We start from the raw sequence: 22221 nt of genomic DNA on the forward strand, positions 1-22221 counted from the left end.
GCCGAACGGTCCAGTTTCGGTCCTTGACCTTGACGGATCAATTACTTAGGCTCTGCCGTTGTTGTGCCGAATTTTATGTTTTGAGCTGATGGGACGGTCGCATGGGGGGAAAGACACTTACGCGCGCCGACCTTGCCGAGGCAGTTTACCGGAAGGTCGGCCTGTCGCGCACTGAATCGGCCGAGCTCGTCGAAGCGGTGCTGGATGAAATCTGCGAAGCCATCGTGCGCGGCGAAACGGTGAAGCTGTCGTCCTTCGCGACATTCCACGTCCGCTCCAAGAACGAACGCATCGGCCGCAATCCCAAGACCGGCGAGGAAGTGCCGATCCTGCCGCGTCGGGTGATGACCTTCAAGTCGTCGAATGTGCTGAAGAGCCGTATCTTGCGCTCCCATCAGAGCGGCAAGGCCAAAAGCGGCAAGTAGTCCATTGCGCGGTTGAAAACTGCCGCCGCCATGACGCCGGGCTTGAATATTGCTTCATAAACCGCTGAAATAAGCCCCGATTCGGCAGGTAGGCCGGATCATCGTCCAGCGTGAGGATTCGCCCATGGACAAGAGCCCCGACGCCTTTCGTACCATCAGCGAGGTCGCCGAAGATCTCGATCTGCCGCAGCATGTGCTGCGTTTCTGGGAAACGCGTTTCAACCAGATCAAGCCGATGAAGCGCGGCGGCGGCCGTCGTTACTACCGGCCGCAGGATGTCGAACTGATCAAGGGCATTCGCCACATGCTCTACGACCAGGGCTACACCATCAAGGGCGTGCAGAAGCTGTTGCGCGAGAACGGCAACCATTTCCTGGTTGCCATCGGCAATGGCGACATGGCCGCCGTCGAGGCGATCTCACAGCGAAGGCAGGCTGACCAAGTGCCGCTGACGCCGGCGGCCCAGCCGCGTGGCATGGACGACGAACTGGTCGGCCAGCCGCGGGTGAAGCCCAGCCGCCGCTTTTTCGGCCTGGGCAAGAGCGACGAGGACGGTCCGGTGCAGCCGGATGCATCGAAACTCTCGCGCGACAACAGGGCCTTGCTGCAGGAGGCGCTGTTCGACCTCCTGGAATGCAAGCGCCTGCTTGACCAGGTGCGCTGACCGCAGCCCGACGCGACATCGATAGTTCGAAAACCGGAACCCGTCTTCGGGTGAGGCGTTACGCTTCCTTCTGCAAGTGAAGGAAACATACCATGGCATCATTTTCGACCCTCTCGGACATCGATCTCGACAGGCAGGTCGCGGTTCTCAGCAAGGAACTGGCCAGCTTGAAGAGGGCTGTGGCGAGGCGAGGCGGCGCCTACTACGAGGACGGTCGCGATGCCGCGCTCGACACCTATTCCGATCTTGCCGGCCGCCTGCACGATGCCATGCCGGCAATCCGCAAACAGGGCAGGGTGATCGAGAAGTCGGCCCGCGACCATCCGGCAGCTGCCGCCGCAGTGGGCCTTGTGGTGCTCGGTCTTGTCGCCAGTCTGCTGTTCAGCCGGCGCTGAATTCTAAAACCCAAATCCCACAGATACGAGCAAGAAGAAGTGACGGCTCGCCCTAAGGTGATCCGTCATTTTCCTTGCGAGCGGCCATGTCTGTTGTCGCTCCGGCATCTGGCGAGGAGCGTGTCGGCATAGAGGCGCCCAACACCTCTGTGTCGCCGGCGCAGGAATGCGGATTGGTCAAGCCGCCAGAGCCGCTCGATTCGCCGGTGAACGCCGGATTGGTGGTGGTGCCATAGCCAGCGCCGGGATGACGATCTCACCGGCGTCGCGCATTGGATTTGCGTGAATTGTCGATCCGCGATCGAGCCTCGCGGGGCGGAGTAGCCGGCCTTGGACAGGAAGCCAAGGCCGGTCTTCTCGGTGGCGGTCTGCGGAGCTTAGGCCTTGTTTCCGATCACATGGTGGTGGTGGCGGTGATGATGGTGGTGGCGGACATGGTGGCGATGATGATGGTGGTGACGATGATGCTTTGCCATCGGGGCGGCATCCGCACTCGTCGCACCGATGACGGGCACCGTGAAAGCCAATGCAACTGCAAGCCCGAGGGCCGAGAGGAGGGACTTCTTCATGGATCGTTTCCTTTTGTTTCGCGGGCGTATGGATCGGGGCGATAGCCCGGCCCCCGCGAATGGAATTACGCGCCTGAATTTTTTCGTCAGTATTTCCCGATTGTAGAATTTTGTTTCTGTACTGTTTCTGCCCAATTCAGCCTCCTGCCACCATGCACGGCAAGATCGAGAGGCGGCCATTGGCCGCCCGTCCCACTACATCGGCGGCACGACGCCGTTGTTTCCGACCACGACGCGGCTGGCGCTCAGCGCGCCGTCACTGCCCCGCTCAGCGGTGACAAAGACCGTCGCACCCGGCTTGAGGTCGGTAGGCGTCGCCGGCGCGAAGGTCACGACGGGCGTGGTGTCGGGGATCGAAATCTTCTTGGTCTGGCCATTGTCATAGGTCAGGGTGACGGATCGCCCGCTTATATCGGTAACGTCGGCGACGGTGCCGTTGGTCATCCGGCTGTTTGGCTGCAGGTCCCAGGGACGGTCGCCCTCGCCAGTGCCTTTCAGCGCGGCCGGAAAGACCACCACCTCCAGGGCGCCGCTGCCGCCATCCGCTTTCGAAACGGAGGCAATGCCGAGGAAATCCCCCTGCTTGATGTCCTTTGCCGAGGCGTTGGCGACGCCCGAGATCTTCCAGCCAGCCTTGAGCTTGATCGCGTCGGTATCGCCCTGGCGGGTTTTCACGGTGAGCAGCGTGGGCTCAAAACTGACCACCGTGCCGCGCACACGCAGCGCGTCTGCGGCTTGGGCGGCGCCCGCGCCGGCGACGGAAAGGCTGGAAATCGTGCCGAGCACGACCATGAATGTCTTCAAGTTCATTGCAAAAATCCTTCCGGGAACGAGCTGGCTGGAACCGGATGGTTTCACGCCAGCGACCCGGAGATAACGAACGTGCGCGGCGAAACTGCCGGCAAAAGGCCGATCGGACCTTCAAAACAACTTGATCGCGACGTGTACGCGAGAGGGCCGCGCCAGGCGCCTGGTTCACGATCCCGTGACGGCCCTTTTGGCTCTTGGCAAATCGCCGGCGAGAGGGCATCTTCCCGACCGTCTCAGGCAACACTCCTCATTTGATCAAACTCTTTCAGTCATGGAGTTGCCAATGCCCCATAATGCGAAAAGCGAACCCCACTCCGAACCGGCAACCAACGGGAGCGGGCCAGATTACAACACCCTCAGAGCGATGCGGGAGACCCGCGGTTACAGCGTGGAAGAGCTCTCCCTGACATGCGGCCTGGCGGTGGACGAGATTGAGGATATCGAAAGCGGGAGAGTGACCGACCCGTCGAAGCTGCGTCGTATTGTGTCCGCGCTTCACCTTCCCCAGGAGGCTCTGATCACCCCGGCTGCGCCGACGCCGGCGGCGCAAGGTCGATCGCTGGCGTAGATCCGCACCATGCATTCCAGAGAACCCGCCAAGGCCCCTTGGCGGGTTTCTTTGTACCTGCCGCAGCGCTTTGCTTCAGCCTGGCACTTGCCGATCTGTCTATCGCACGTGCCTATGCGTCTGGCTGCTGGACCGTAATCCGCCGTCCATAACGTTTTTGAACCGTCGGTTTTTCGATATGAGCCTGGAATCCGTTCGTGCCTTCTTCGCCGCCCATGCGCCGGACATCCATGTCATCGTCACGCAGGCGAGCTCGGCGACGGTGGCCCTGGCGGCCGAGGCGCATGGCGTGCTGCCGGCCCAGATCGCCAAGACGATCTGCCTGCGCGTCGGCGACCGCACCATGCTGGTGGTGACCAGCGGCATCGCCAGGCTGGACAACCGCAAGTTCAAGGACCAGTTCGGCGGCAAGCCGCGTATGCTCGACGCCACCGAGGTTGTCGAAGCAACCAGCCATCCGGTCGGCGGCGTCTGCCCGTTCGGCCTGCCGGCGCCGCTGCCGGTCTATTGTGACGTGTCGCTGCGCGAATTCGACGAAGTCGTGCCCGCTGCCGGCGCCACCAATGCGGCCGTGCGGATTGCGCCGCAGCGCATGGTTGAGCTCATTGGGGCTGAATGGGTTGATGTGTGCCAAGGGTAGAGTTGGCGCCCAAGCCGGAGTTCAAATGGGAGAGGACATGGTTGCCCAGATCCGAGATTTGGCCGGGCTGACCGGGGCATCTGGAGGGGCGGACTTCGGGGGCAAGTCCTGCTTTGAATTGGTCGGAGTGGCCGGATTCGAACCGACGACCCCTTGACCCCCAGTCAAGTGCGCTACCGGGCTGCGCTACACTCCGGACCGGTCGCGATGTATCGTGATAACCCCGTGCGGGTCAACCGAATTCCGCGACTTTTATCCCGCTGCGATTGCCGGTGCCGGCGAGCCCTGCAAGGCAGGCCGCAACAGCCGCTGATGGCTGTATTCCAGCGCGATGGCGCCCCAGATCAGGCCGAGCAGCAGATAGACGTGGCGCCAGTGGTCGATGTCGATGAAGGTGCCGAGCCCGATATTGCCGATAAAGGCGACATAGGCGCACAGGAGATAGGGCTGCCACGGCCGGTCGCGCAGCAGGATGCGGAAGCCGGCTGCTATCGTCCATAAGACGAGCGCCAGGAACGACACGAAGCCGAGCCAGCCATAATCCATCAGCATCTTCAGCCAGATGTCGTGGGTGTCTTCACCGAAGATCGTGCCGAAGACCAGCGGGCCGATGCCGAACGGATGCTCCATCGCCATTTGGAAGCCGATGCCGTAGCGGGCGAAACGGCCGAGGCGGGCGGTGTCGTAGCTCTGCTCGAGATGGGCACGGTTGGAGAACATCTCCGAGACGCCGGGCAGCTGCAGGATGACGATCATGGCGACGACCAGCAGCGCCAGTGCTGCAATCGTCATCACCACCACGCGCAGCCGGAACATTCCGCTGGCGCTCTGCAGGAACAGGCAGCCGGTGAGCAGGACGGCCGAAACGGCGAACATGCCCCAGGCACCGCGCGAGAAGGAAAAGAAGATGCCGGCGGTGATGATCAGCAGTGGTACCGCCAGCAGCGGCATGCGTGTCACCGGTCCGGTCAAAAGCAGATAGAGCAGATAGATGCCGGGCAGCACCAGGAAGGGGCCGAACACGTTCGGGTCCTGGAAGGCGCCGGCGGCACGATCGTATTTGGTGAACATCTCCGCGCCCGGAAAGGCATGGAAGTAGCCTGCAATGCCAAGCAGCGAGGTGGCCACGGCCGAAACCACATAGGCAATGAAGATCAATCGGTAGAGGCCCGGCTGTACGGCGGTGATCGATGCGAAGAACACCGCGCTGAAGGCGAGAAACAGCGAGACGGCGAGATAGAGCGGTGTGTTGGCGAGGTCCGCCATCTGCGTCATAGAGATCATGCCGCCGATGTTCATCGTCACCAGCAGCACCAGCAGCGGCGTGGCCGCGCGGGAAATCCGCAAGCCGAAAAGCGCACAGATGGCGATCAGCCCGGCCATGTAGAGCTCATAGGGCGCCGGCTCGCTGATGACGAAGCCGGACAGCAGAATGCCGAGGAAGACCGCGCCCGAGGAAATCAGCGCGACCAGCTTGGCGTTGACCGCCGCGCGCGGCAGATCATGGCTGATCGCGCTCAATAGGCGTTTTCCGTGTTGAGCAGCCGGAGCGGCGTGAGGAACAGAATCCGCAAATCGAACAGCAGCGACCAGTTCTCGATGTAGAAGAGATCATACTCGGTTCGCATGCGGATCTTCTCGTTGGTGTCCATCTCGCCGCGCCAGCCATTGATCTGCGCCCAGCCGGTGACGCCGGGCTTGACCTTGTGGCGGGCGAAATAGCCGTCGACAACCTCGTTGTAGAGCAAATTATGCGACTGTGCGGCGATGGCATGCGGGCGTGGACCGACCAGCGACAGCGAACCCAGCAGCGAGTTGAAGAACTGCGGCAGCTCGTCGATCGAGGTCTTGCGGATGAAGCGGCCGACGCGGGTGACGCGCGGGTCGTTCTTGGTCACCGTCTGCTTGGCGGTCGGATCGGCCTTGTCCGTATACATCGAACGGAACTTGTAGACCTCGATGATCTCATTGTTGAAACCGTGCCGCTTCTGATGGAACAGCACCGGCCCCTTGCTGTCGAGCTTGATGGCGATGGCGGTCGCCAGCATCACCGGCGAGAACACGACGATGCCGATCAGGCTGAAGACAATGTCGAAGGCGCGCTTGGCGACCGAATCCCAGTCGTTGATCGGCTTGTCGAAGATGTCGAGCATCGGCACCGCGCCGATGTAGGAATAGGCGCGCGGGCGAAACTGCAGCGCGTTGGAATGCGCCGAAAGCCGGATGTCGACCGGCAGCACCCACAGCTTCTTCAGCAACTGCAGAACGCGCGATTCGGCGGTCAGCGGCAGCGATACGATCAGCATGTCGATGCGGGCGATGCGGGCGAATTCGATCAGTTCCGAAATGGTGCCGAGCTTGGGGTAGCCGGCGACGATGGGCGGCGAGCGCTTGTCGCCGCGATCGTCGAAGATGCCGCAGATGCGGATATCGTTGTAGGGCTGCTTTTCGACCGAGCGGATCAGGATTTCCGCCGCCTTGCCGCCGCCGACGATGACGGCGCGCCGCTCCATGCGGCCATCGCGCGCCCAGGCCCGGATCAGCTTCGACATCACCAGCCTGAGGCCGAAGATGAGAACGAAGCCGATGACGAACCAGCTGCCGAACAAAAGGCGCGAATAGTCCTGCGACATCTTCATGACGAATGCCGTCAGCGCCATCAGGGCGAAAGTGCCGGCCCAGACGAGCAGCACGCGGCCGAAATTGGCGATGGGCCGCATCAGGGCGACGATCTGGTAGCAGTCGGTGACGTCGAGCAGCACCACGGCAAGGAACGAGCCCGCTGCGATCGTCACCGGATATTGCCAGGCGAGATAGTTGAAGAACCCGACATAGTGGAAATAGACGGCGAGTCCGGACAGGAACAGCAAGCCGAATTCGACCATGCGCAGGACACCGCTGACCATGATCGGCGACATCGTATCGCGCCGGTACTGCGAGGCGACCTGGCGGGCGACATCGTTCATGCCGCTTGGCGTGTCGCCGTCGGCCGGGCCGTCGAATTTACGCACCGCCTCTGCTGAAAAGCGGCGCGCGGGGTCGATCTCGTTCATGAGGGCTTTCCGCAAGCTTCCCCCCGGTCATAGCAAAAGAGAGCTAAGAAACCCTTGAAACAACGCATGGCTTTGGAACGGCTTGGTCCTGCGCCTACGTGTCGAGCGCGGCGAAATAGGCCTTCTCGATGTCGGCGGCCATCACATCGGCGCCGAAGCGTGCCTTGAGGTTGGCGCTATCGGGCATCAGGTCGCGATAGGCGGCCGGGTCGGCCAGCGCCTGGCTCATCCTGTCCGCGAGCTCGATCGGGTCAGGTCGGATCAGGGCGGGGGAACCGATGTCGAATATCTCCGGAATGCCGCCGACCGCGGTTGCGATCATCGACTTTCCCGCGGCAAGCGTTTCCAGGACGATATAGGGCATGGCTTCGGCGCGCGAGGGAACGATGATAAGCGCGGCAAGGGCAAAGGCCTCCCTGGCCGGCATCGGCGGCAGGAAGCGGACATGGCGCTCGAGCCCGAGGCGTTTCACTTGCCCGTGGTAACGCGGAAGGTCGTCGCCGTCGCCGACCATCACCGCGGTCAGCGCGCGGCCGAACCGCGGGCCGGCGAGCGCCAATGCGTCGATGAAGATGTCCGGTCCCTTCAGGTCGCGCATCATGCCGATATAAAGCAGGTCGGCTGCGTCCGGCGCGGTGATCACCGGCTCGAATTCAGTGGCGCGCAGGCCGTTATAGACGAGGGTGTTGGGAATGGGCGGCTCGCCTACCTTGTGGCGATAGGTCCGCCGCTCATAGTCCGAGACAAACAGCAGATAGTCGGTGAAGCGAGCCATGAAGCGCTCGAGCGCGAAGAACAGCTTTCCGGTGGTCGTGTTCTCGTCATAGTGGAGCGAGCCGCCATGCGGCGAATAAAGGCGGGCTACGCGAGACCTTGATACCCGCAACAATGAGCCGAACAGACGGGCATAGGCGCCACCCTTGGCGCCGTGCCCATGCAGTACGTCCGGCCGCAATTCCTTGATGATCCTGTACGTGCGCCAGGCCGAGGCAAGGTCGCCGGGACCGACGTGGCGCTGCATCGGCGTGCGATGAATGCCGAGCGCCAGCAAGTCCTTCATCTGCTCGAACAGATGTTCCTCGAACGTGCCGCCTGTCGTCGAATCGCAGACGATGCCGACGGAATGCCCGGCGGCGACCTGCGCCTCGGCCAGGTCGCGCACATGCCGGAAAATTCCTCCGACGGGTGAGCGAAAGCAATGGACGATCCTGAGCCTGTCCGCCACTTGGTATCTGTCAGAACAGACGTTCGCGGACGTAGACCGTATCGCCCGGCAGCAACGGGTCGGAGGTGACCACGCGGCCGGTCATCACCTTGCCGTTGATGTCGCGGGTGATGTCGACGCTTTCCTGGTTGGCGCGCGGCGTGAAGCCGCCGGCAATGGCGATCGCCTTCTGCACCGTCAGGCCGGGAACATAGGAATATTGGCCGGCGGCACCCACTTCGCCCATGACGAAGATCGGGCGGTAGCGGTCGATCTCGACCGAAACGTCGGGATCGCGCAGATAGCCTTGCCGCAATTTGTCGGCAATCTCCTTTTCCATTTGCTGCGCGGTGTGGCCGCGCGCTGGTATGGCGCCGACAAGCGGGAAGGAGAGATAGCCGGATTGATCGACGCTGTAGGTGTTGGTCAGCCCGTCCTGCTCGAACACGGTCACGCGGACGCGGTCGCCGGCGCCAAGACGGTAGGGCTGATCGAGCACCTCATGGAAGGCGGCCGGCGTCGGCCGGTAGCTGGAACAGCCAGCCAGCATCGATACGGCAAGCAGCGCGCGAAACAGGGAAGCAGTGCTTTTCATGGCCGGACAGGTACCTTCGACTGGTCGCTGCAACGTCGCAGCAACTCTAGGGATCGAGGTCCGTTATCATCCTGTTAGGGTTAATGGCCGGTAAAGGGAGCGGCCGACACGTGGCGCATCGGCAAGAGTTTTTGTGATTTTTGGCGGTTTTGTTTGTCACCCGCCAGTAAACCCTAACGGAAACTTACCACGATCTTAACGGCTGAGTTACCATAGTTGTTTACGGTGCGTGCTGACCCAGTATCGGAGTAGGGATGCATGTCCGTTCAGTCCGCGGCCGCAGATGTCGATGTCGATCTCAGGCAGCTCTTCGCCAGCCTGGCGAGGAACTGGCTGCGTATAGTCCTCGTCGTCCTGTTGGCAACCGGGCTGGCCTTCGCTTTCGCCTCGCTGGCAACCCGGCACTACAAAGCCGAGACGCAGGTGGAGATCGCGCCGCGCGAATCCATCTACACGCGGCCGGCCAGCAACAACAACGACACCGACAAGCCTATTCTCGACGAACAGGGCGTCGCCACCCAGGTCCAGATCATTTCCTCCAACGAAATCCTCAAGCAGGTCTCGCAAAAGCTCGGTCTGGAAAAACTGCCCGAGTTCAATGAAGCGCTCGACATGTCGGCGCTGAGCCGCGCTCTGGTCCTGGTCGGCCTGAAAAGCGACCCGATGGAAATTCCGACGGAAGAGCGCGTGCTCAAGAAAATGCACGAGAAGCTCAACGTCTATGGCGTCGAGAAGACCCGCATCATTGCCATCGAGTTCTCATCGGAAGATCCCAAGCTCGCGGCCGCCACACCAGACGCGATCGCCGCCGCCTATATAGCGGGGCAAGGGGCGGCCAAGCTCGAATCGAACAGCGCCGCGGCGGACTTCCTGGCGCCGGAAATCGCCGACCTGCAGCGGCAGGTCAAGGATGCCGAGGCGAAGGTCGCCGCTTATCGCGCCCAGTCCGATCTTCTGATGGGTGGCAACAATTCGGTGCTGGCCACCCAGCAGCTTTCAGAACTGTCGAGCGAACTGTCGAAAGTGCGCGCCAACCGCGCCGCTGCGGAAGCGACCGCCGACGGTGTGCGCAGGGCGCTGCAGAATGGCGGTTCGCTGGATGCCGTGCCGGAGGTTCTGTCATCGGACCTGATCCAGCGCTTGCGTGAGCGACAGGTCGAATTGCGCTCCAACATCGCCGATCTGTCGACGACACTGCTTGGCAATCATCCGCGCATTCGCGCGCTGAAATCGCAACTGTCCGATCTCGACGCACAGATCCGCAGCGAGGCCCAGAAGATCATGAAAGGCCTGTTGATGCAGGCCGAGACGGCAAAGGCCCGCGAGAACCAGCTTGTCGCAGACGTCAACACGTTGAAAGCCGCTTCGGCGCAGGCCGGCGAACAGCAGGTCGATCTGGACGCACTGCAGCGCGACGCGACCGCCAAGCGACAGCAACTCGAGCTCTACCTGACCAACTACCGCGAAGCGGCATCGCGCCAGGATCGCAACTATCTGCCGGTCGACGCCCGGATCGCCTCGAAGGCTTCTGTTCCCTCCGAGGCCTATTTCCCGAAGGTCGGGCCGATCGTCGGCGCGGCTTTCGCCGCATCGCTGCTGATCATGGCCATAGTGACGCTTCTGCGGGAGCTGTTTTCAGGCCGCGCGATGCGGCCGGCGAGCGGTTCCCGTTTCGAACGGATCGATGAGGTGGCGATGCCCCATGTGGCCCAGACGCCGGTCTCCGAGCCATTTGTCCGCCACGAGCCTGTCATCCTGCGGGACCCTGTCATTCGCCAGGAACTGCCTGAACGTGCGGATGAAGCCGATGCGGAGCCCTATGCCGCCGCGATGCCGGCCATGGCCGAAGCGCAGGACGTGGTCGCAATGCCCGCTACGGCTGCGACTGAGCAAACGGCTGTCGAGCCCGAACCGGCGCGTTCCACCCTGGGCGAGATCGATATCGAGAAGGCTGCCGAAAAGCTGATCTCCAGCGGTGCGGCGCGCGCCATATTCGTCTCGCCGGAAGGCGACGAGGCGGCTGCATCCGCGATCCTGGTGGCGCGCGAGGTCGCCGACGCCGGCCTGCGCGTGCTGTTGCTGGACCTCACCGCGTCGGGGGCCGCCTCGCGGCCGATGCTGGACAGCGGCCTTTTCCCGGGCATCACCAACCTGCTCGCTTCGGAAGCGCAGTTCAGCGACGTCATCCACGCCGATCTCTACTCGGACTGTCACGTCATTCCCGTCGGAACCGCCGATCCGGTTCGTGCCATGCGTGCCGCCGACCGGCTGCCGATCATCATGCAGTCGCTGACGACAGCCTACGACCTCGTCCTGGTCGAGTGCGGACCGGCCGACGCGCAAGGCATCGGCCGCCTGACTGGCGATGCCACCGAGGTCTTTCTCTCCATGCTGGAGGCCGACGATGAGGTGACGCAGGCTGCGGTCAAGCTGATCGAGAACGGCTACCCCGACCTGACGCTGGTGACGCCGCTCGGCCACGAACCGCCCGGCAATCCGGTGCCGGGACGGCGCACTGCCGCTGCCTGAGGGAGCCGCGGATCGCTTGGCGGAGCCGTTCAGCGGTTCGCCCGATCTATCCCAGTTCCAGGGTCGTTACGCCGAACACCCTTTGCAGGTCCAGTTCCGGGGCAGGACCTTTGTACATGCGCGTGGTGGTGAAGGTCGGCGCAAAGCCGGCCGCATCGAGCGCAGTTATGAAGCCGGTGTTGTCGGCGGGGACGTCGATGTGCAGCTCGCCACCGTCACAGGCACCGGCCAGTCCCTCCAGGAGTTGCAAAGCGGTTTCCATATCGTCGGCAAACAGCGGGCCGATCTTGAAGCCGGATCGACAGCGGCGCGCCACGCCAAAGCCGGTGACGCCGCGCGAACCGATTGTCGCCAGCCCATGATGCGGTTCCTGCAGCCATCGCTTCAGGAAGGTGCCTCGGGGCGCCGGAAAACAATGGGAGTCATAGGCGATGACATCGGACAGGAGCTGCGTTGTAATCATCCGCAACCCATCGTCCCTGACCGCCGGGCCTGCCTTGCGCCCGGTGAAGCGGATGGTCTCGTAGGCCGGTGCGAAGCCCTTGCGCCGGTAATTGGCCTGCTGCTCGGCGACGCCGTCAAGGCCGACGGTCCGGCCAGCGAGCCTTTTCATGCCGGCGTCCCACACCGTCTTGCCGTAGCCCATGCCGCGCATGTCAGGCCGGGAGATGTAGAGGCCGATGAAACCGAATTCGCTTCCATAGGCCACGGCCGAAATTGCCGCGGCCATGTCGTCGCCGACAAAGGCGCCGATGAAGCCTTCGGGGTCCGCCGCCTGGAGCATCGCCGGGTCTTCAAGACCTGGGTTCCAGCCTTCCGCGGCCGCCCAGTCGACGAGAAGCCCCAGTTCCTGCAGGGACAGTGTGCGGATGATCGGCTTCATGGCGTCAGCTATCTTCTTCCGAGGGCGCTGCCTGACCGGCGGCTTTGCGGCGCAGCACCTTGGTCAGCTTCCAGATCATTGGGCTGTTCTTGATGAAGGCTTTCAGCCGCGCGCCTTGCCGAAGCGTCAGCGCCAGCATGCGGCCCTTCACGGTCAAGGGGACCAGCACTTCGAAATGCCGCGTTTCGATATCGCACCACAGCCGCTTGTAAGGCTCATCTCCGACCGAAAAGTCATAGACCTCGAAACCGGTCTCGCAGGCTTCCTGGATGTTGTCGAAGAACAGGAAGTCGCCGGGGCTGGCGTGCCCGAGATCGTCCTCGGCGATCGCTCCGAATTCGCAGATCAGGCGTTTGCCCGAGCGGCTTGAACCGGTGATGGCGCGCAGCTTGCCGGCAACCTCGAGTCCGTGCAGCACGAAAGACGGCTTGTCCTCGGCAAGCGCCTGCATGAACAGCGCGCGGAAAAAGCCGCGTACCTGCGCGTCGCCAAAAACATTGGCGATGCCCATCTTGCGGAAGCGGAGCTCCTTCATCTCGAAGAAGGCGTCGAGCAGCGTGTCCACCTCGTCGGGGGTGCGGGCCTCGATGCGCCGATAGCTGCCTACGGCCTCGAATTTCCGGATCTGCGACCGGTGCTTCTTGCGTTTGCGTTTGCCGCTCGCGCGGGAAAGCAGCGCATCGAAGCCGCCGGCGAGATCGACGGCCAGCGACAGATTGGGGCTGGAAAAATGGTCGAGCGATGCGAGCGGATTGGCGACGCCGTCGAGATCGGGCAGCAACCGCTCGAGCGCGACCAGATCGATGTCCGGGCGTGCCTTGGCGATGGCCGCCAGTACCGATCGGAGGGCCGGTATATCCGCCTTGGCCAGCCAGTTCGGGTCCGCGGCGACGAAGTTGCCGTTGGCGTGGCGCCCACCCATGAAGCGGGCGATCCGGAACAGCCCCTTGGAGGCAACCTCCAGCGCCAGCGAAAAAACCGGTTTGCCCTCGACACTCAGCGTCGCGACAAGCAGGTCCGGTCGTGTCTCGGCCGCCCAATTCTGGACCCAGGCAGCACTCTGCGCCGGCCCAAACAAAGCCGAGCGGCAGAACTCGGCATAGGCCGCGAGTCCGTCCGTGGACGCCACTGAAATCGACAGGTCGGCATGGTCCCGTGGCAAGGCCCGCGTCGATGCCTCGGTCGCCGCAAGCCGATTGCCGTCAAATGACGCAGTTGCGTCAACCATACCTCAATCCTTAGGGCGTATTGATCGCGATTTGGGGGTTCGCATAGGCGCATTCCGTGCTTGGATCAGCCTAGGCGCAAAAGGTGAATGAATGATCGACGGCGGGGAGGCAATCCGGAAACTGGCGCTGAACGTCGCCCGCTATACCGGCCTTGCACCGCTGGCCAAGCCGTTCATCGGCGGCATTGGCGCCATCCTGATGCTGCACCGTGTTACCGCGACGCCGGAAAAGCCGGACAGCGTCAACCGGCATCTGAATATCGCGCCCGGCTTCCTTGACGCCATGATCGCCGACATGAAGGCGCATGGCTATGCCTTCGTCTCCATGGACGAAGCGGTGGAGTGCATCAAGGTGGGCGGCAAAGGCGGTCAGTTTGCCACGATCACCGCCGACGATGCCTATCGCGACAACATGGTCGAGGCGCTGCCGGTGCTCGAGAAGCACGGCGCGCCGATCACCATCTATGTCGCGCCCGGGCTGATCAACGGCACAGCCGGCCTGTGGTGGGACGTTGTCGAGGACATCGTCAACGCGCGCGATACCCTCACTCTGACGCGGCTGAACGGTCCCCTGACAATCGATTGCTCGACCCCCGCGAAGAAGCTGCAGGCCAATGCACGCCTGCACGCCTATCTCACCGCCGAAATCCGCGAGGAGGACCTGCAGGCTGTGTTGCGTGACCTAGCTCGCGCAAACGGCATCGACTCCGACGGCCCACGCTTGCGCACATTGATGAACTGGGATGAAATCCGCCGCATCGCCGCGCATTCGCTGGTGACGATCGGCGCCCATACGATCAACCACAGCAATCTGAAGCGGCTTTCCGAAGCCGATGCACGACGTGAGGTCGGTGACGTGCGCGCCATGTTGCGGGCCGAACTGGGCGAAGAGCCCCGCCATTTCGCTTACCCCTATGGCTATGCGAGTGCCGTAGGCTGCCGCGAAGTGGGCTTTGCCCGCGACGCCGGCTATACCTCCGCCGTGACGACGCGCCACGGCGTGCTGCGCGCCGAACATGCCGGGTTCCTGCATGCCTTGCCGCGCATTTCCGTCAACGGCCGCTACCAGAGCCTCGCCCACATCCGCACCATGCTGTCGGGCGTGACGACGCCGCTCGCCAATGCCGGCAAGATGGTCGTCACCATCTGACGCTGGCGGTTTCGCCTAGCGCTTGGCCCTCGGCTCCAGCATCAGCCATTTGATGATGCCCATTGCCGGCAGCACCCAGAGCAGGCCGCTGAGCAGGAAGAAAAGGAAATGCACCCACGGACCCGACTCCGACAGCCGGGCGACCGCGAAGATCGATGCGACCAGCGCATAGACGATGACCAGCGCCACCAGCAGAAACATTCCGATCAGCTTTTTCAGACGCAGGGGCATGGTTGGTCTCCTGATCGAGCATGCCGGAATTTGCACAGGCGGCTTGGCAGGCTCAAGGGGTATTGGCCTCGCATATGCCTTGAGGCGAGACTGTGCAACCGGTGAGACGCGGCGCGACGGCGTGCCGCGCCGTATGGTCTTGCCAGCACGGGTGCGATGGTCCACCAATCCGCCAAATCAACCTGCCGGGACAAGATCATGGCTGCCATATCAGCTGCCGCGCCATACGTCGCCCGCGACCGCGACCTGCATAACCGGGCGCTGCTGCGCGGCTGGCTCTATGTGGTGCTTCTGGTGCTGTTTGCGCTGGTGCTGGTCGGCGGCGCCACCAGGCTCACCGATTCCGGCCTGTCGATTACGCAGTGGAAGCCGATCCATGGCGTGATCCCGCCGCTCAACGACGCCGAGTGGCAAGAGGAATTCCAGCTCTATCAGCAGATCCCGCAATATGCCGAGCTCAACAAGGACATGAGCATCGAGGCGTTCAAGTCGATCTTCTGGTGGGAATGGGCGCACCGCATCCTGGCGCGCAGCGTCGGTCTGGTCTTTGCGTTGCCGCTGCTGGTTTTCTGGGCGACGCGCCGCATCGAGCGCGGCCTGGGACCGAAACTCGTGGGCATTCTCCTGCTCGGCGGCCTGCAGGGCGCCATCGGCTGGTGGATGGTGGCTTCAGGATTGGTCGACCGCGTCTCCGTCAGCCAGTACCGGCTGGCGACCCACCTGACGCTTGCCGCGCTGATCTTCACCGCCACCATGGTGGTCGCGCGCGGACTGGCGCCGCATTCCGAGCCTGCCGCCGATAGGTCGACGCAGAGGCTGGCCGGCCTCATCGTGCTGCTGGCGCTGATCCAGATCTATCTCGGCGGCCTGGTCGCCGGGCTCGACGCGGGCTTGAGCTACAACACCTGGCCGTTGATGGATGGCAAGATCATCCCCGGTGATTTGCTGATCCTCGAGCCGGCATGGCGCAACTTCTTCGAGAGCCCGAAGACGGTGCAGTTCGTCCATCGGCTTGGCGCTTACACGGTATTCGTCGTGGCGTTGTGGCACATGATCGCCACGCGCCGGCGGCTGCCTGGCTCGACACATGCGCGACGCGCGACGCTGCTGTTTCTACTGGTGCTGGTGCAGGCCTCGATCGGCATCGGCACGCTGCTGATGCAGGTGCCGCTGCACATGGCGCTGACGCATCAGGGATTTGCGCTCATCGTCCTGGGGTTTGCAGCCGCCCATTGGCGCGGCACCAAGGGCGCCTATCCCTTGCCGCACGAAATCGCACGCAGGGCCTGACCTCGAACCGATCGGGCCAACTACATCCAGAATTCGTTTGTAGATGTCGTCTTCTCGCCATCGAATTCCGCCTGCCGCAACGCCGCGGCGGATGGTGCGGACTGGTCCTGAGCGGCTTTGGCTACCTTGTCGGCGGCCTTGAGCGCATCAAGCCTGGCCTGGGCCGTGGCGATATCCTGCTGCACCTGGGCAGCCTTTACCTGATCCGTGATCGCCTTGGCCTGGTCTTCCAGGTCCTGGATCTGCTTTTCGAGCGCGGCCTCCTGAGCCGCATTGCTCGATGAGCTGGACGAGGAATACTGGGTCGCCTGTGACGAACCCGAAATCGCGCTGACCATGACAAATCCCGAAGTGGAGCCGAGACCAGTCTGTAGCCCATCGCGGTGAACAAGCGGTTAGCACCGCGCCGTTGCCCCGTGCGATCAGAAGCTTGCCCGCACCGCCCGGATCGCCTCGGCGATCGACAATTCGCGGTTCTCCTCGACCGCGTTGTCGTCCTCATGGTGCCAGGACGCCGACAGGCAGCCATAGGCGATGGCATGATCCAGAATGGCCGGCGGGGTCTGGCCCAGTGTTCTGGCAAAGATCTCGGCCATATGCGCGGTCCGCTCCGGATCGAGGCAGAGATCGTCCCGGTCGAGCGGGTTGTAGAACATGTTCGCGGCGTCGAAACCGGGATCGCCGAGAACGCCTTTCGGATCGATCGCCAGCCAGCCGCGCGGCCCGTGCAGGATGTTTTCGTGATGCAGGTCTCCATGCAGGGGTCTGATATCGTGCGGATCGGCCAACAGTCGATCGGCGATGATGGCGGCCTCGACATAGAGGCTGTCATGGCCCGAATCGCGGTCGATTGTCGCCTTCTTGAACAGGCTTGAAAACCGTTCCCGGAGCGGCTGAAGCTCGGGCGGGAAGGGGTCTTTCCCCTGTGAAAATAGTTTCGCCATCACCTCGGCCGCGATTTCGGTGGCGGCGTTGTCGCCCTGTCCGTCGAGCACCTCTGAAAGCAGGGTTTCACCCGCATATTCGAGCAGCATGCTGTGGCCGTCGCGGCCGAGCAGGCGCACCGCGCCTTCGCCGCGCCGCCAGGCGAGATAGTGCTCGCCGCGCAACTCGTCGGCGACATCATCGAAAGGCTTGAGCGCCTTGACGATCGCCGGCGAGCCGTCTTCGCGCAAAACCTTCCAGATGCGGCTCGAAAAGGTCTCGGCAATGAGTTCGGGCGCGCTGACGTTCCAGCGCACCGGAAAGGCGGGCGTGTCCATCAGAGGCCGAGCATCAGGTCCATGTTCTGCACGGCGGCACCCGAGGCGCCCTTGCCGAGATTGTCATAGACCGCCAGCAGCAGGGCCTGCGCCCGTTTGTCATTGGCGAAGACATAGACCTTCATCCGGTTGGTGCCGTTGTAGACCTCGGGATCGATCTCCGGCATGCGCTCCGAATGCGCATAGGGCGCCACCTCGACCACGCCGCCCTTGATGGCGGCGAAATGGTCGGCAATCGCCGCATGCAGCTCCGCACCGGTCGGCACATGGTCGAGGCCGCCAAGCTGCAACGGCACGACGGTGATCATGCCTTGCGCGAAATTGCCGACCGCCGGCTGCATGATCGGATCATGCGACAGCCTGGCATAGGCCCTCAATTCCGGCACGTGCTTGTGCTGAAGGGTGAGGCCGTAGGGCAGGAATTCCGAGGCGTCCTCGCCCTTGGCGACATAGTCCTCGATCATCGGCCGTCCGCCGCCCGAATAGCCCGAAATGCCGTTGACGGTGATCGGGAAATCCGCCGGCAGCAAGCCTGATGTGACCAGCGGCCGCAGCGTTGCAATCGGTCCCTGCGGCCAGCAGCCGGGATTGGCGACGCGCTTTGCCGAGGCGATCGCCTTTGACTGTGCCTTGTCCATCTCGGCGAAACCATACGCCCAGCCTTCAGCCACGCGATGCGCGGTCGACGCATCGATGACTTTGGTGGTGTCGTTGGCGATCAGCGAGACGCTTTCCTTCGCCGCATCGTCGGGCAGGCACAGTATCGCGACATCGGCGGCGTTGAGGAACTCGGCGCGTGCCGCCGTTTCCTTGCGGCGCTCGGTCGGGATGGAAATGATCTCCAGATCACTGCGCTCGGCAAGCAGCGCCCTGATCTGCAGGCCTGTGGTGCCGTGTTCGCCGTCGATGAAGATTTTCGGTTTCATGGGTTGATCAAATTCCTTGATATTTCAAGACTATATGCCCTGACCTTGAATCACTGCGGCACCATTGTGGTTGCCGTTGTTCAACTCTTCAAGCCGGGCCTTTCGCTCAGCCAGCAGGCCGAGATATTGCATAGCCACCATCGAGCCGGCGATCGCCGTTATATCGGCGTGATCATAGGCCGGCGCAACCTCTACAACATCGGCGCCGACAATATCGACCTGGTTGAGTTGGCGCAGTGTCGACAGGATCTTCGCCGAGGACGGCCCGCCGGCAACTGGCGTGCCTGTGCCAGGCGCATAGGCCGGATCGAGGCAGTCGATGTCGAAGGTGAGATAGGTCTTCTTGCCGCCGGTGCGGTCGACGATGGCGTAGGCGATATCGGACGCCCGCATCTCCTCGATTTCATGGCCATGGAGGATCTTGATGCCGAACGTGTCGGGCGCATGGGTGCGGATGCCGATCTGGATCGAACGGTCGGGATCGATGATGCCTTCCTTGACGGCACGGCCAACGAAGGATCCGTGGTCGATGCGCTTGCCGTCGTCCGGCCAGGTATCCTGATGGGCGTCGAACTGCACCAGTGCGAGCGGACCATGGATGGCGGCATGCGCCTTGAGCAGCGGCCAGGTGACGAAATGGTCGCCGCCGAGCGTCAGCAGGAAGGCGCCGGATTTGAGGATCTTGGCCGCTTCGCGCTCGATCGTGCCGGGGGTCTTCTGGTGATTGCCCGAATCGAGCAGGCAATCGCCATAGTCGACGACCGCCAGATGCTCGAACAGATCGCGTGAAAACGGATATTGCGGGTCGTTGTCGAGGATCGCCGAGGCGCGGCGGATGGCCTGCGGCCCGAAGCGGGCGCCCGGCCGGTTGGTGACGGCGGCATCGAAGGGAATACCCCATACCACAGCATCCGCGCCCTTCACGTCCTTGGTGTATTTGCGCCGCATGAACGACAGCGCGCCGGAATAGGTCGGCTCGAACGCGGCGCCCGTTTTGGAACGGGCGGTGAAGGCGTTGTCGATGTTGTTGTTCGCCATTACGGATCCTCGTTTTTCATCGGGTTGCAACAACTACAGAACCGGCACGGAAGATGCCAGTCACAGCTTGGCGAGACGGAATGGCGCTGCCCGAGTGCCACGGCAAGACAGGATTGTATCATCATGACGCAGACCGCGTTTCTCAACCCCACCCGTGCCGCGGCGTCGACCCACACCGGCACGGTCGCCGGTGAACGCTTCCTGGTGCTCGATTCGTGGCGTGGCATCTGCGCGCTTCTGGTGGCGCTGTTTCACTTTCCGACCGCTTCGACGATTTCGCAAAGCGCCTTCATCGGTTCGTCCTACCTTTTCGTCGACTTCTTCTTCGTCCTTTCCGGTTTTGTCATCGCCAGCAGCTACGGCGATCGGCTGAACCAGCCGGAACAGGTCGCGCGTTTCGCCCTGGTCCGTTTCGGCCGTATCTACCCACTGCACCTTCTCATGCTTGCCGCCTTCGCTGGCTTCGAGCTGCTGCGGCTGATGCTGCCGCAATTGCACGGCACCGGGGCTGCGCCCTTCACCGGAGGCTTCGACCCTGGGAGTCTGCTTGCCAATCTTCTGCTGCTGCAAGGTGTCGGCTTCGAGGATCAATTGACCTGGAATGCGCCAAGCTGGAGCATTTCCGCCGAGTTCTTCGCCTATCTCTTGTTTGCCGGCGTGGTCTTCGTCGCCGGCGCGCGCGCCTGGATATGGTTCGTCGCCGCCGCCGTCACCGCGCCGCTGTTCCTGCTCGGCTTCTCGACCCATCATATGGATGTGTCCTTCGATTTCGGCTTCATCCGCTGCCTGTACGGCTTCTCGCTCGGCGCCTTGCTGGCCTGGTTTCAGCATGATTCCATTGCAGGGGCGCGACAGGTCCTCGCCAGGAATGGCCCGCGGATGGACTGGACCCTTGTCGAGATCGTCATGGTGGCCGTCATCGTGCTTTTCGTTTCGCTGGCCGGCGGCAATGATTTCGGCATCGCGGCACCCCTGGTGTTCGCGCTGGCGCTGTTTCTGTTCGCCCATGAAGGCGGCTGGATCAGCGCCTTGCTGAGGGCGCCGTTCATGCTGACCCTCGGCGCGCTGTCCTACTCGATCTACATGGTCCACATCTTCGTCCAGGCGCGCATGATCAACGTCGCCGGGCTCGTCGAGCGCAAGCTCGGCCTCGGCCTGATCGGCGACTTCACGCTGCGCGGCCAGCCTGCCACCGGCTTCGGTGCCGGCTGGATGGGAGCGGTGGCAATCGCCGTCATGCTCGCCGCCACCATTGCCGCCTCCTGGATCACTTGGCGCCTCATTGAGATGCCGGCCATGGCGTGGTTCCGCAGGCTCTCAAAACGCATCTGACGCGCACTCCCCGCGAACAACCGCTAGCCGGCTTCGTTCACCTGGATGTCACGAGGGTCGCCTATCCCGATTTCGATCCGGCAAGGAGCGATTCTCGATGCGGACCATCTGGCTGAGCCTTCTGTTTTCCTCGGCACTTGCGGCCTTTTCTGGCCAGTCATTGGCCGGCGAGACCCGCGCCAGGCAGATTCTTGACCGCTTCGAGCACGCCAACCAGTGGCGCGACCACGTCATGGTGGTCGCGCATCGCGCCGGCAGCATGCAGGCGGGCAAGACGCTCTACGCGGAAAATTCGATTGCCGCCGTGGAGGGGGCGATCGCGATGGGCGCAGAAATCGTCGAGGTCGATATCAGGCGCTCGAAGGACGGTGAGTTCGTCGTCATGCATGACAGCTGGCTCGACCGTACCACCACCTGCAAAGGCGAGGTGGTCAAGCGCACGCTGGCCGAACTCAAGACCTGCAGGCTGGTGGTCGAAGGCACCGGTGCGGTGACGGGCGAAACGGTCTCGACGCTGCGCGAGATGCTGAAGGCGACCAGGGACAGAATCCTCATCAACCTCGACAACAAGCTCGACGTCGGGGACCTCTCGGGCATGATCGCGGTGGCTCGCGATCTCGGCATGGCCGAGCAGGTCATCGTCAAGGAGAATTTGTGGAACCAGAACCGGATCACCACGGTCAAGGCGGCAATGACCGCTATCGGCGGCGGCTTCCAGTTCATGCCGATCATCGCCGATGACGCGGTGCGTGATGCCGGCTTCGCCCGGACGGTCGACCATGCCTTTTCGCCGCGCGCGATCGAGCTGATCAACTGGCGGGCTGGCGCCGAGACGCTGACCGAGGCCGGCGGACCGCTGTTCAGCACGCGCATGCGCGCGGCCGCGGTGAGGGGCAACTGGCACATCTGGGCCGACACCTACGCCATCGTTGGCAAGCCGGGCGGCTTCCTTGCCGGCGGCCGCGGCGACGAGCTGGCGGTGCAGGCCAGCCTGCCGCGCGAAAGCTGGGGTTTCTGGGCCGATCGCGGCGCCACCATCATCCAGACCGACGAGCCGAAGGCGGCCATTGGCTGGCTGGCGGTGAACGGTTTTCGCGTGCCTTATGCGAACGAGGCGCGGCCCGTTGAGCCGGCGAATACGGCGAGTATCAATTAGCAATCCGATGCTGGCGCAGTCACCCCACCTTGGGAACGCCGGCGCCATCACCCCACCCGGCGCTGCGCGCCGACCTCCCCATCGAGGGGAGGTAGGAGGTCGCGGCTATTTTCGATTCGCCGGGGGTCTGCGCGACCACGCAGTAGTCTGGATGTAAAGCGCGGCGCCCCCCCACCCCGGATTGGGGGGGTGGGGGGGGGCCGCGCGGGGGGGGGGGGGGGGGGGCCCGAAAAAAACGGCGCCAACAGAGGGGAGGGAGTGGAGTATTTAAAA

General features: G+C 63.2%; 23 protein-coding genes and 1 tRNA gene. 11 read left to right on the top strand and 13 right to left on the bottom strand.

Annotated features, from left to right (window positions below):
* Nucleotides 1–101: 101 nt before the first annotated feature.
* The 4 genes from NKH97_RS23300 (at nt 102) to NKH97_RS23315 (ending at nt 1720) form a co-directional block, all read left to right on the top strand.
* Complete coding sequence (locus tag NKH97_RS23300) at nt 102–425, top strand: integration host factor subunit alpha (protein WP_013532231.1); 324 nt, start codon at nt 102–104, stop codon at nt 423–425.
* A gap of 124 nt (nt 426–549) precedes the next feature.
* Nucleotides 550–1089, top strand: a complete 540-nt coding sequence (locus tag NKH97_RS23305) for a MerR family transcriptional regulator (protein ID WP_023810244.1) — start codon at nt 550–552, stop codon at nt 1087–1089.
* 92 nt (nt 1090–1181) lie between these two features.
* Nucleotides 1182–1484 carry a hypothetical protein gene (locus NKH97_RS23310; RefSeq protein ID WP_128305467.1) on the top strand — a complete coding sequence of 101 codons (303 nt, stop codon included), beginning with the start codon at nt 1182–1184 and terminating at the stop codon, nt 1482–1484.
* An 86-nt stretch (nt 1485–1570) separates the two neighbouring features.
* A complete protein-coding gene (locus tag NKH97_RS23315; protein ID WP_164893064.1) occupies nt 1571–1720 on the top strand; it encodes a hypothetical protein in 150 nt (49 codons plus the stop codon).
* Between the two features lie 528 nt (nt 1721–2248).
* Here NKH97_RS23315 and NKH97_RS23320 read toward each other — a convergent pair.
* Complete coding sequence (locus NKH97_RS23320; RefSeq protein WP_128305466.1) at nt 2249–2863, bottom strand: hypothetical protein; 615 nt, start codon at nt 2861–2863, stop codon at nt 2249–2251.
* A 283-nt stretch (nt 2864–3146) separates the two neighbouring features.
* Here NKH97_RS23320 and NKH97_RS23325 point away from each other — a divergent pair, with 283 nt between their 5' ends.
* Both NKH97_RS23325 and NKH97_RS23330 read left to right on the top strand, forming a co-directional pair.
* Nucleotides 3147–3431 (top strand): helix-turn-helix domain-containing protein, encoded by a 285-nt coding sequence (locus NKH97_RS23325; RefSeq protein WP_127320647.1) that lies wholly within the window; start codon nt 3147–3149, stop codon nt 3429–3431.
* 178 nt (nt 3432–3609) lie between these two features.
* On the top strand, nt 3610–4071 hold the full coding sequence (locus tag NKH97_RS23330; RefSeq protein WP_128305465.1) for a YbaK/EbsC family protein: 462 nt from the start codon (nt 3610–3612) through the stop codon (nt 4069–4071).
* A 119-nt stretch (nt 4072–4190) separates the two neighbouring features.
* On the opposite strand, the gene NKH97_RS23335 is transcribed toward NKH97_RS23330, so the two are convergent.
* The 5 genes from NKH97_RS23335 to NKH97_RS23355 all read right to left on the bottom strand — a co-directional run bounded on the left by NKH97_RS23335 (nt 4191) and on the right by NKH97_RS23355 (nt 8923).
* Nucleotides 4191–4267: transfer RNA gene (locus NKH97_RS23335), tRNA-Pro, on the bottom strand.
* A gap of 56 nt (nt 4268–4323) precedes the next feature.
* Entirely contained in the window at nt 4324–5592 is a 1269-nt protein-coding gene (locus NKH97_RS23340; protein ID WP_128305464.1) for an O-antigen ligase family protein, read from the bottom strand.
* A complete protein-coding gene (locus NKH97_RS23345) occupies nt 5589–7124 on the bottom strand; it encodes an undecaprenyl-phosphate glucose phosphotransferase (RefSeq protein ID WP_128305463.1) in 1536 nt (511 codons plus the stop codon). Before NKH97_RS23345 ends, NKH97_RS23340 begins: the two co-directional genes overlap by 4 nt.
* A gap of 94 nt (nt 7125–7218) precedes the next feature.
* Nucleotides 7219–8349 carry a glycosyltransferase family 4 protein gene (locus NKH97_RS23350; RefSeq protein WP_128305462.1) on the bottom strand — a complete coding sequence of 377 codons (1131 nt, stop codon included), beginning with the start codon at nt 8347–8349 and terminating at the stop codon, nt 7219–7221.
* Between the two features lie 10 nt (nt 8350–8359).
* Nucleotides 8360–8923, bottom strand: coding sequence for a polysaccharide biosynthesis/export family protein (locus NKH97_RS23355; protein ID WP_013532220.1), 564 nt, complete (start codon nt 8921–8923; stop codon nt 8360–8362).
* Nucleotides 8924–9181: 258 nt separating this feature from the next.
* On the opposite strand from NKH97_RS23355, the gene NKH97_RS23360 reads away from it, so the two are divergent.
* Nucleotides 9182–11452, top strand: a complete 2271-nt coding sequence (locus NKH97_RS23360; protein ID WP_352611706.1) for a GumC family protein — start codon at nt 9182–9184, stop codon at nt 11450–11452.
* 46 nt (nt 11453–11498) lie between these two features.
* On the opposite strand, the gene NKH97_RS23365 is transcribed toward NKH97_RS23360, so the two are convergent.
* Together NKH97_RS23365 and NKH97_RS23370 are read right to left on the bottom strand one after the other, a co-directional pair.
* On the bottom strand, nt 11499–12335 hold the full coding sequence (locus NKH97_RS23365; RefSeq protein ID WP_352611707.1) for a GNAT family N-acetyltransferase: 837 nt from the start codon (nt 12333–12335) through the stop codon (nt 11499–11501).
* A 4-nt stretch (nt 12336–12339) separates the two neighbouring features.
* Nucleotides 12340–13563, bottom strand: coding sequence for a GNAT family N-acetyltransferase (locus NKH97_RS23370; RefSeq protein ID WP_352442556.1), 1224 nt, complete (start codon nt 13561–13563; stop codon nt 12340–12342).
* Nucleotides 13564–13654: 91 nt separating this feature from the next.
* On the opposite strand from NKH97_RS23370, the gene NKH97_RS23375 reads away from it, so the two are divergent.
* Nucleotides 13655–14713: a polysaccharide deacetylase family protein gene (locus NKH97_RS23375; RefSeq protein WP_352442557.1), complete on the top strand. Its 1059-nt coding sequence runs from the start codon at nt 13655–13657 to the stop codon at nt 14711–14713.
* 15 nt (nt 14714–14728) lie between these two features.
* Here NKH97_RS23375 and NKH97_RS23380 read toward each other — a convergent pair whose 3' ends face one another.
* The gene (locus NKH97_RS23380) at nt 14729–14944 is read right to left on the bottom strand and encodes a DUF2842 domain-containing protein (RefSeq protein ID WP_023810263.1); all 216 of its coding nucleotides are present in this window, start codon (nt 14942–14944) and stop codon (nt 14729–14731) included.
* Between the two features lie 198 nt (nt 14945–15142).
* Between NKH97_RS23380 and NKH97_RS23385 the strand changes: the two genes are divergently transcribed.
* Nucleotides 15143–16234 carry a COX15/CtaA family protein gene (locus tag NKH97_RS23385; protein WP_352798870.1) on the top strand — a complete coding sequence of 364 codons (1092 nt, stop codon included), beginning with the start codon at nt 15143–15145 and terminating at the stop codon, nt 16232–16234.
* 20 nt (nt 16235–16254) lie between these two features.
* On the opposite strand, the gene NKH97_RS23390 is transcribed toward NKH97_RS23385, so the two are convergent.
* From NKH97_RS23390 to speB, 4 genes are all read right to left on the bottom strand, one after another.
* Nucleotides 16255–16572, bottom strand: a complete 318-nt coding sequence (locus tag NKH97_RS23390) for a hypothetical protein (RefSeq protein ID WP_352611710.1) — start codon at nt 16570–16572, stop codon at nt 16255–16257.
* 84 nt (nt 16573–16656) lie between these two features.
* Entirely contained in the window at nt 16657–17499 is an 843-nt protein-coding gene (locus NKH97_RS23395; protein ID WP_352798876.1) for an aminoglycoside phosphotransferase family protein, read from the bottom strand.
* Complete coding sequence (gene argC, locus NKH97_RS23400; protein ID WP_352798871.1) at nt 17496–18422, bottom strand: N-acetyl-gamma-glutamyl-phosphate reductase; 927 nt, start codon at nt 18420–18422, stop codon at nt 17496–17498. Before argC ends, NKH97_RS23395 begins: the two co-directional genes overlap by 4 nt.
* A gap of 30 nt (nt 18423–18452) precedes the next feature.
* Nucleotides 18453–19460, bottom strand: coding sequence for an agmatinase (gene speB, locus NKH97_RS23405; RefSeq protein WP_127288726.1), 1008 nt, complete (start codon nt 19458–19460; stop codon nt 18453–18455).
* A 123-nt stretch (nt 19461–19583) separates the two neighbouring features.
* On the opposite strand from speB, the gene NKH97_RS23410 reads away from it, so the two are divergent.
* Together NKH97_RS23410 and NKH97_RS23415 are read left to right on the top strand one after the other, a co-directional pair.
* Entirely contained in the window at nt 19584–20792 is a 1209-nt protein-coding gene (locus NKH97_RS23410; RefSeq protein ID WP_352798872.1) for an acyltransferase family protein, read from the top strand.
* Between the two features lie 97 nt (nt 20793–20889).
* The gene (locus NKH97_RS23415; protein ID WP_352798873.1) at nt 20890–21948 is read left to right on the top strand and encodes a glycerophosphodiester phosphodiesterase family protein; all 1059 of its coding nucleotides are present in this window, start codon (nt 20890–20892) and stop codon (nt 21946–21948) included.
* Nucleotides 21949–22221 lie beyond the last annotated feature (273 nt).

The sequence above is a fragment of the Mesorhizobium sp. M0870 genome (assembly GCF_040319775.1).
In the GTDB taxonomy this organism is placed as follows: Bacteria; Pseudomonadota; Alphaproteobacteria; order Rhizobiales; family Rhizobiaceae; genus Mesorhizobium.

Coding starts and splice junctions, on each gene's coding strand:
- NKH97_RS23415 (WP_352798873.1), top strand. CDS start 20,890: ATGCGGACCATCTGGCTGAGCCTTCTGTTTTCCTCGGCACTTGCGGCC.
- NKH97_RS23370 (WP_352442556.1), bottom strand. CDS start 13,563: ATGGTTGACGCAACTGCGTCATTTGACGGCAATCGGCTTGCGGCGACC.
- NKH97_RS23315 (WP_164893064.1), top strand. CDS start 1,571: ATGTCTGTTGTCGCTCCGGCATCTGGCGAGGAGCGTGTCGGCATAGAG.
- NKH97_RS23300 (WP_013532231.1), top strand. CDS start 102: ATGGGGGGAAAGACACTTACGCGCGCCGACCTTGCCGAGGCAGTTTAC.
- NKH97_RS23310 (WP_128305467.1), top strand. CDS start 1,182: ATGGCATCATTTTCGACCCTCTCGGACATCGATCTCGACAGGCAGGTC.
- NKH97_RS23360 (WP_352611706.1), top strand. CDS start 9,182: ATGTCCGTTCAGTCCGCGGCCGCAGATGTCGATGTCGATCTCAGGCAG.
- NKH97_RS23365 (WP_352611707.1), bottom strand. CDS start 12,335: ATGAAGCCGATCATCCGCACACTGTCCCTGCAGGAACTGGGGCTTCTC.
- speB (WP_127288726.1), bottom strand. CDS start 19,460: ATGGCGAACAACAACATCGACAACGCCTTCACCGCCCGTTCCAAAACG.
- NKH97_RS23390 (WP_352611710.1), bottom strand. CDS start 16,572: ATGGTCAGCGCGATTTCGGGTTCGTCACAGGCGACCCAGTATTCCTCG.
- NKH97_RS23330 (WP_128305465.1), top strand. CDS start 3,610: ATGAGCCTGGAATCCGTTCGTGCCTTCTTCGCCGCCCATGCGCCGGAC.
- NKH97_RS23320 (WP_128305466.1), bottom strand. CDS start 2,863: ATGAACTTGAAGACATTCATGGTCGTGCTCGGCACGATTTCCAGCCTT.
- NKH97_RS23410 (WP_352798872.1), top strand. CDS start 19,584: ATGACGCAGACCGCGTTTCTCAACCCCACCCGTGCCGCGGCGTCGACC.
- argC (WP_352798871.1), bottom strand. CDS start 18,422: ATGAAACCGAAAATCTTCATCGACGGCGAACACGGCACCACAGGCCTG.
- NKH97_RS23380 (WP_023810263.1), bottom strand. CDS start 14,944: ATGCCCCTGCGTCTGAAAAAGCTGATCGGAATGTTTCTGCTGGTGGCG.
- NKH97_RS23305 (WP_023810244.1), top strand. CDS start 550: ATGGACAAGAGCCCCGACGCCTTTCGTACCATCAGCGAGGTCGCCGAA.
- NKH97_RS23385 (WP_352798870.1), top strand. CDS start 15,143: ATGGCTGCCATATCAGCTGCCGCGCCATACGTCGCCCGCGACCGCGAC.
- NKH97_RS23375 (WP_352442557.1), top strand. CDS start 13,655: ATGATCGACGGCGGGGAGGCAATCCGGAAACTGGCGCTGAACGTCGCC.
- NKH97_RS23345 (WP_128305463.1), bottom strand. CDS start 7,124: ATGAACGAGATCGACCCCGCGCGCCGCTTTTCAGCAGAGGCGGTGCGT.
- NKH97_RS23325 (WP_127320647.1), top strand. CDS start 3,147: ATGCCCCATAATGCGAAAAGCGAACCCCACTCCGAACCGGCAACCAAC.
- NKH97_RS23355 (WP_013532220.1), bottom strand. CDS start 8,923: ATGAAAAGCACTGCTTCCCTGTTTCGCGCGCTGCTTGCCGTATCGATG.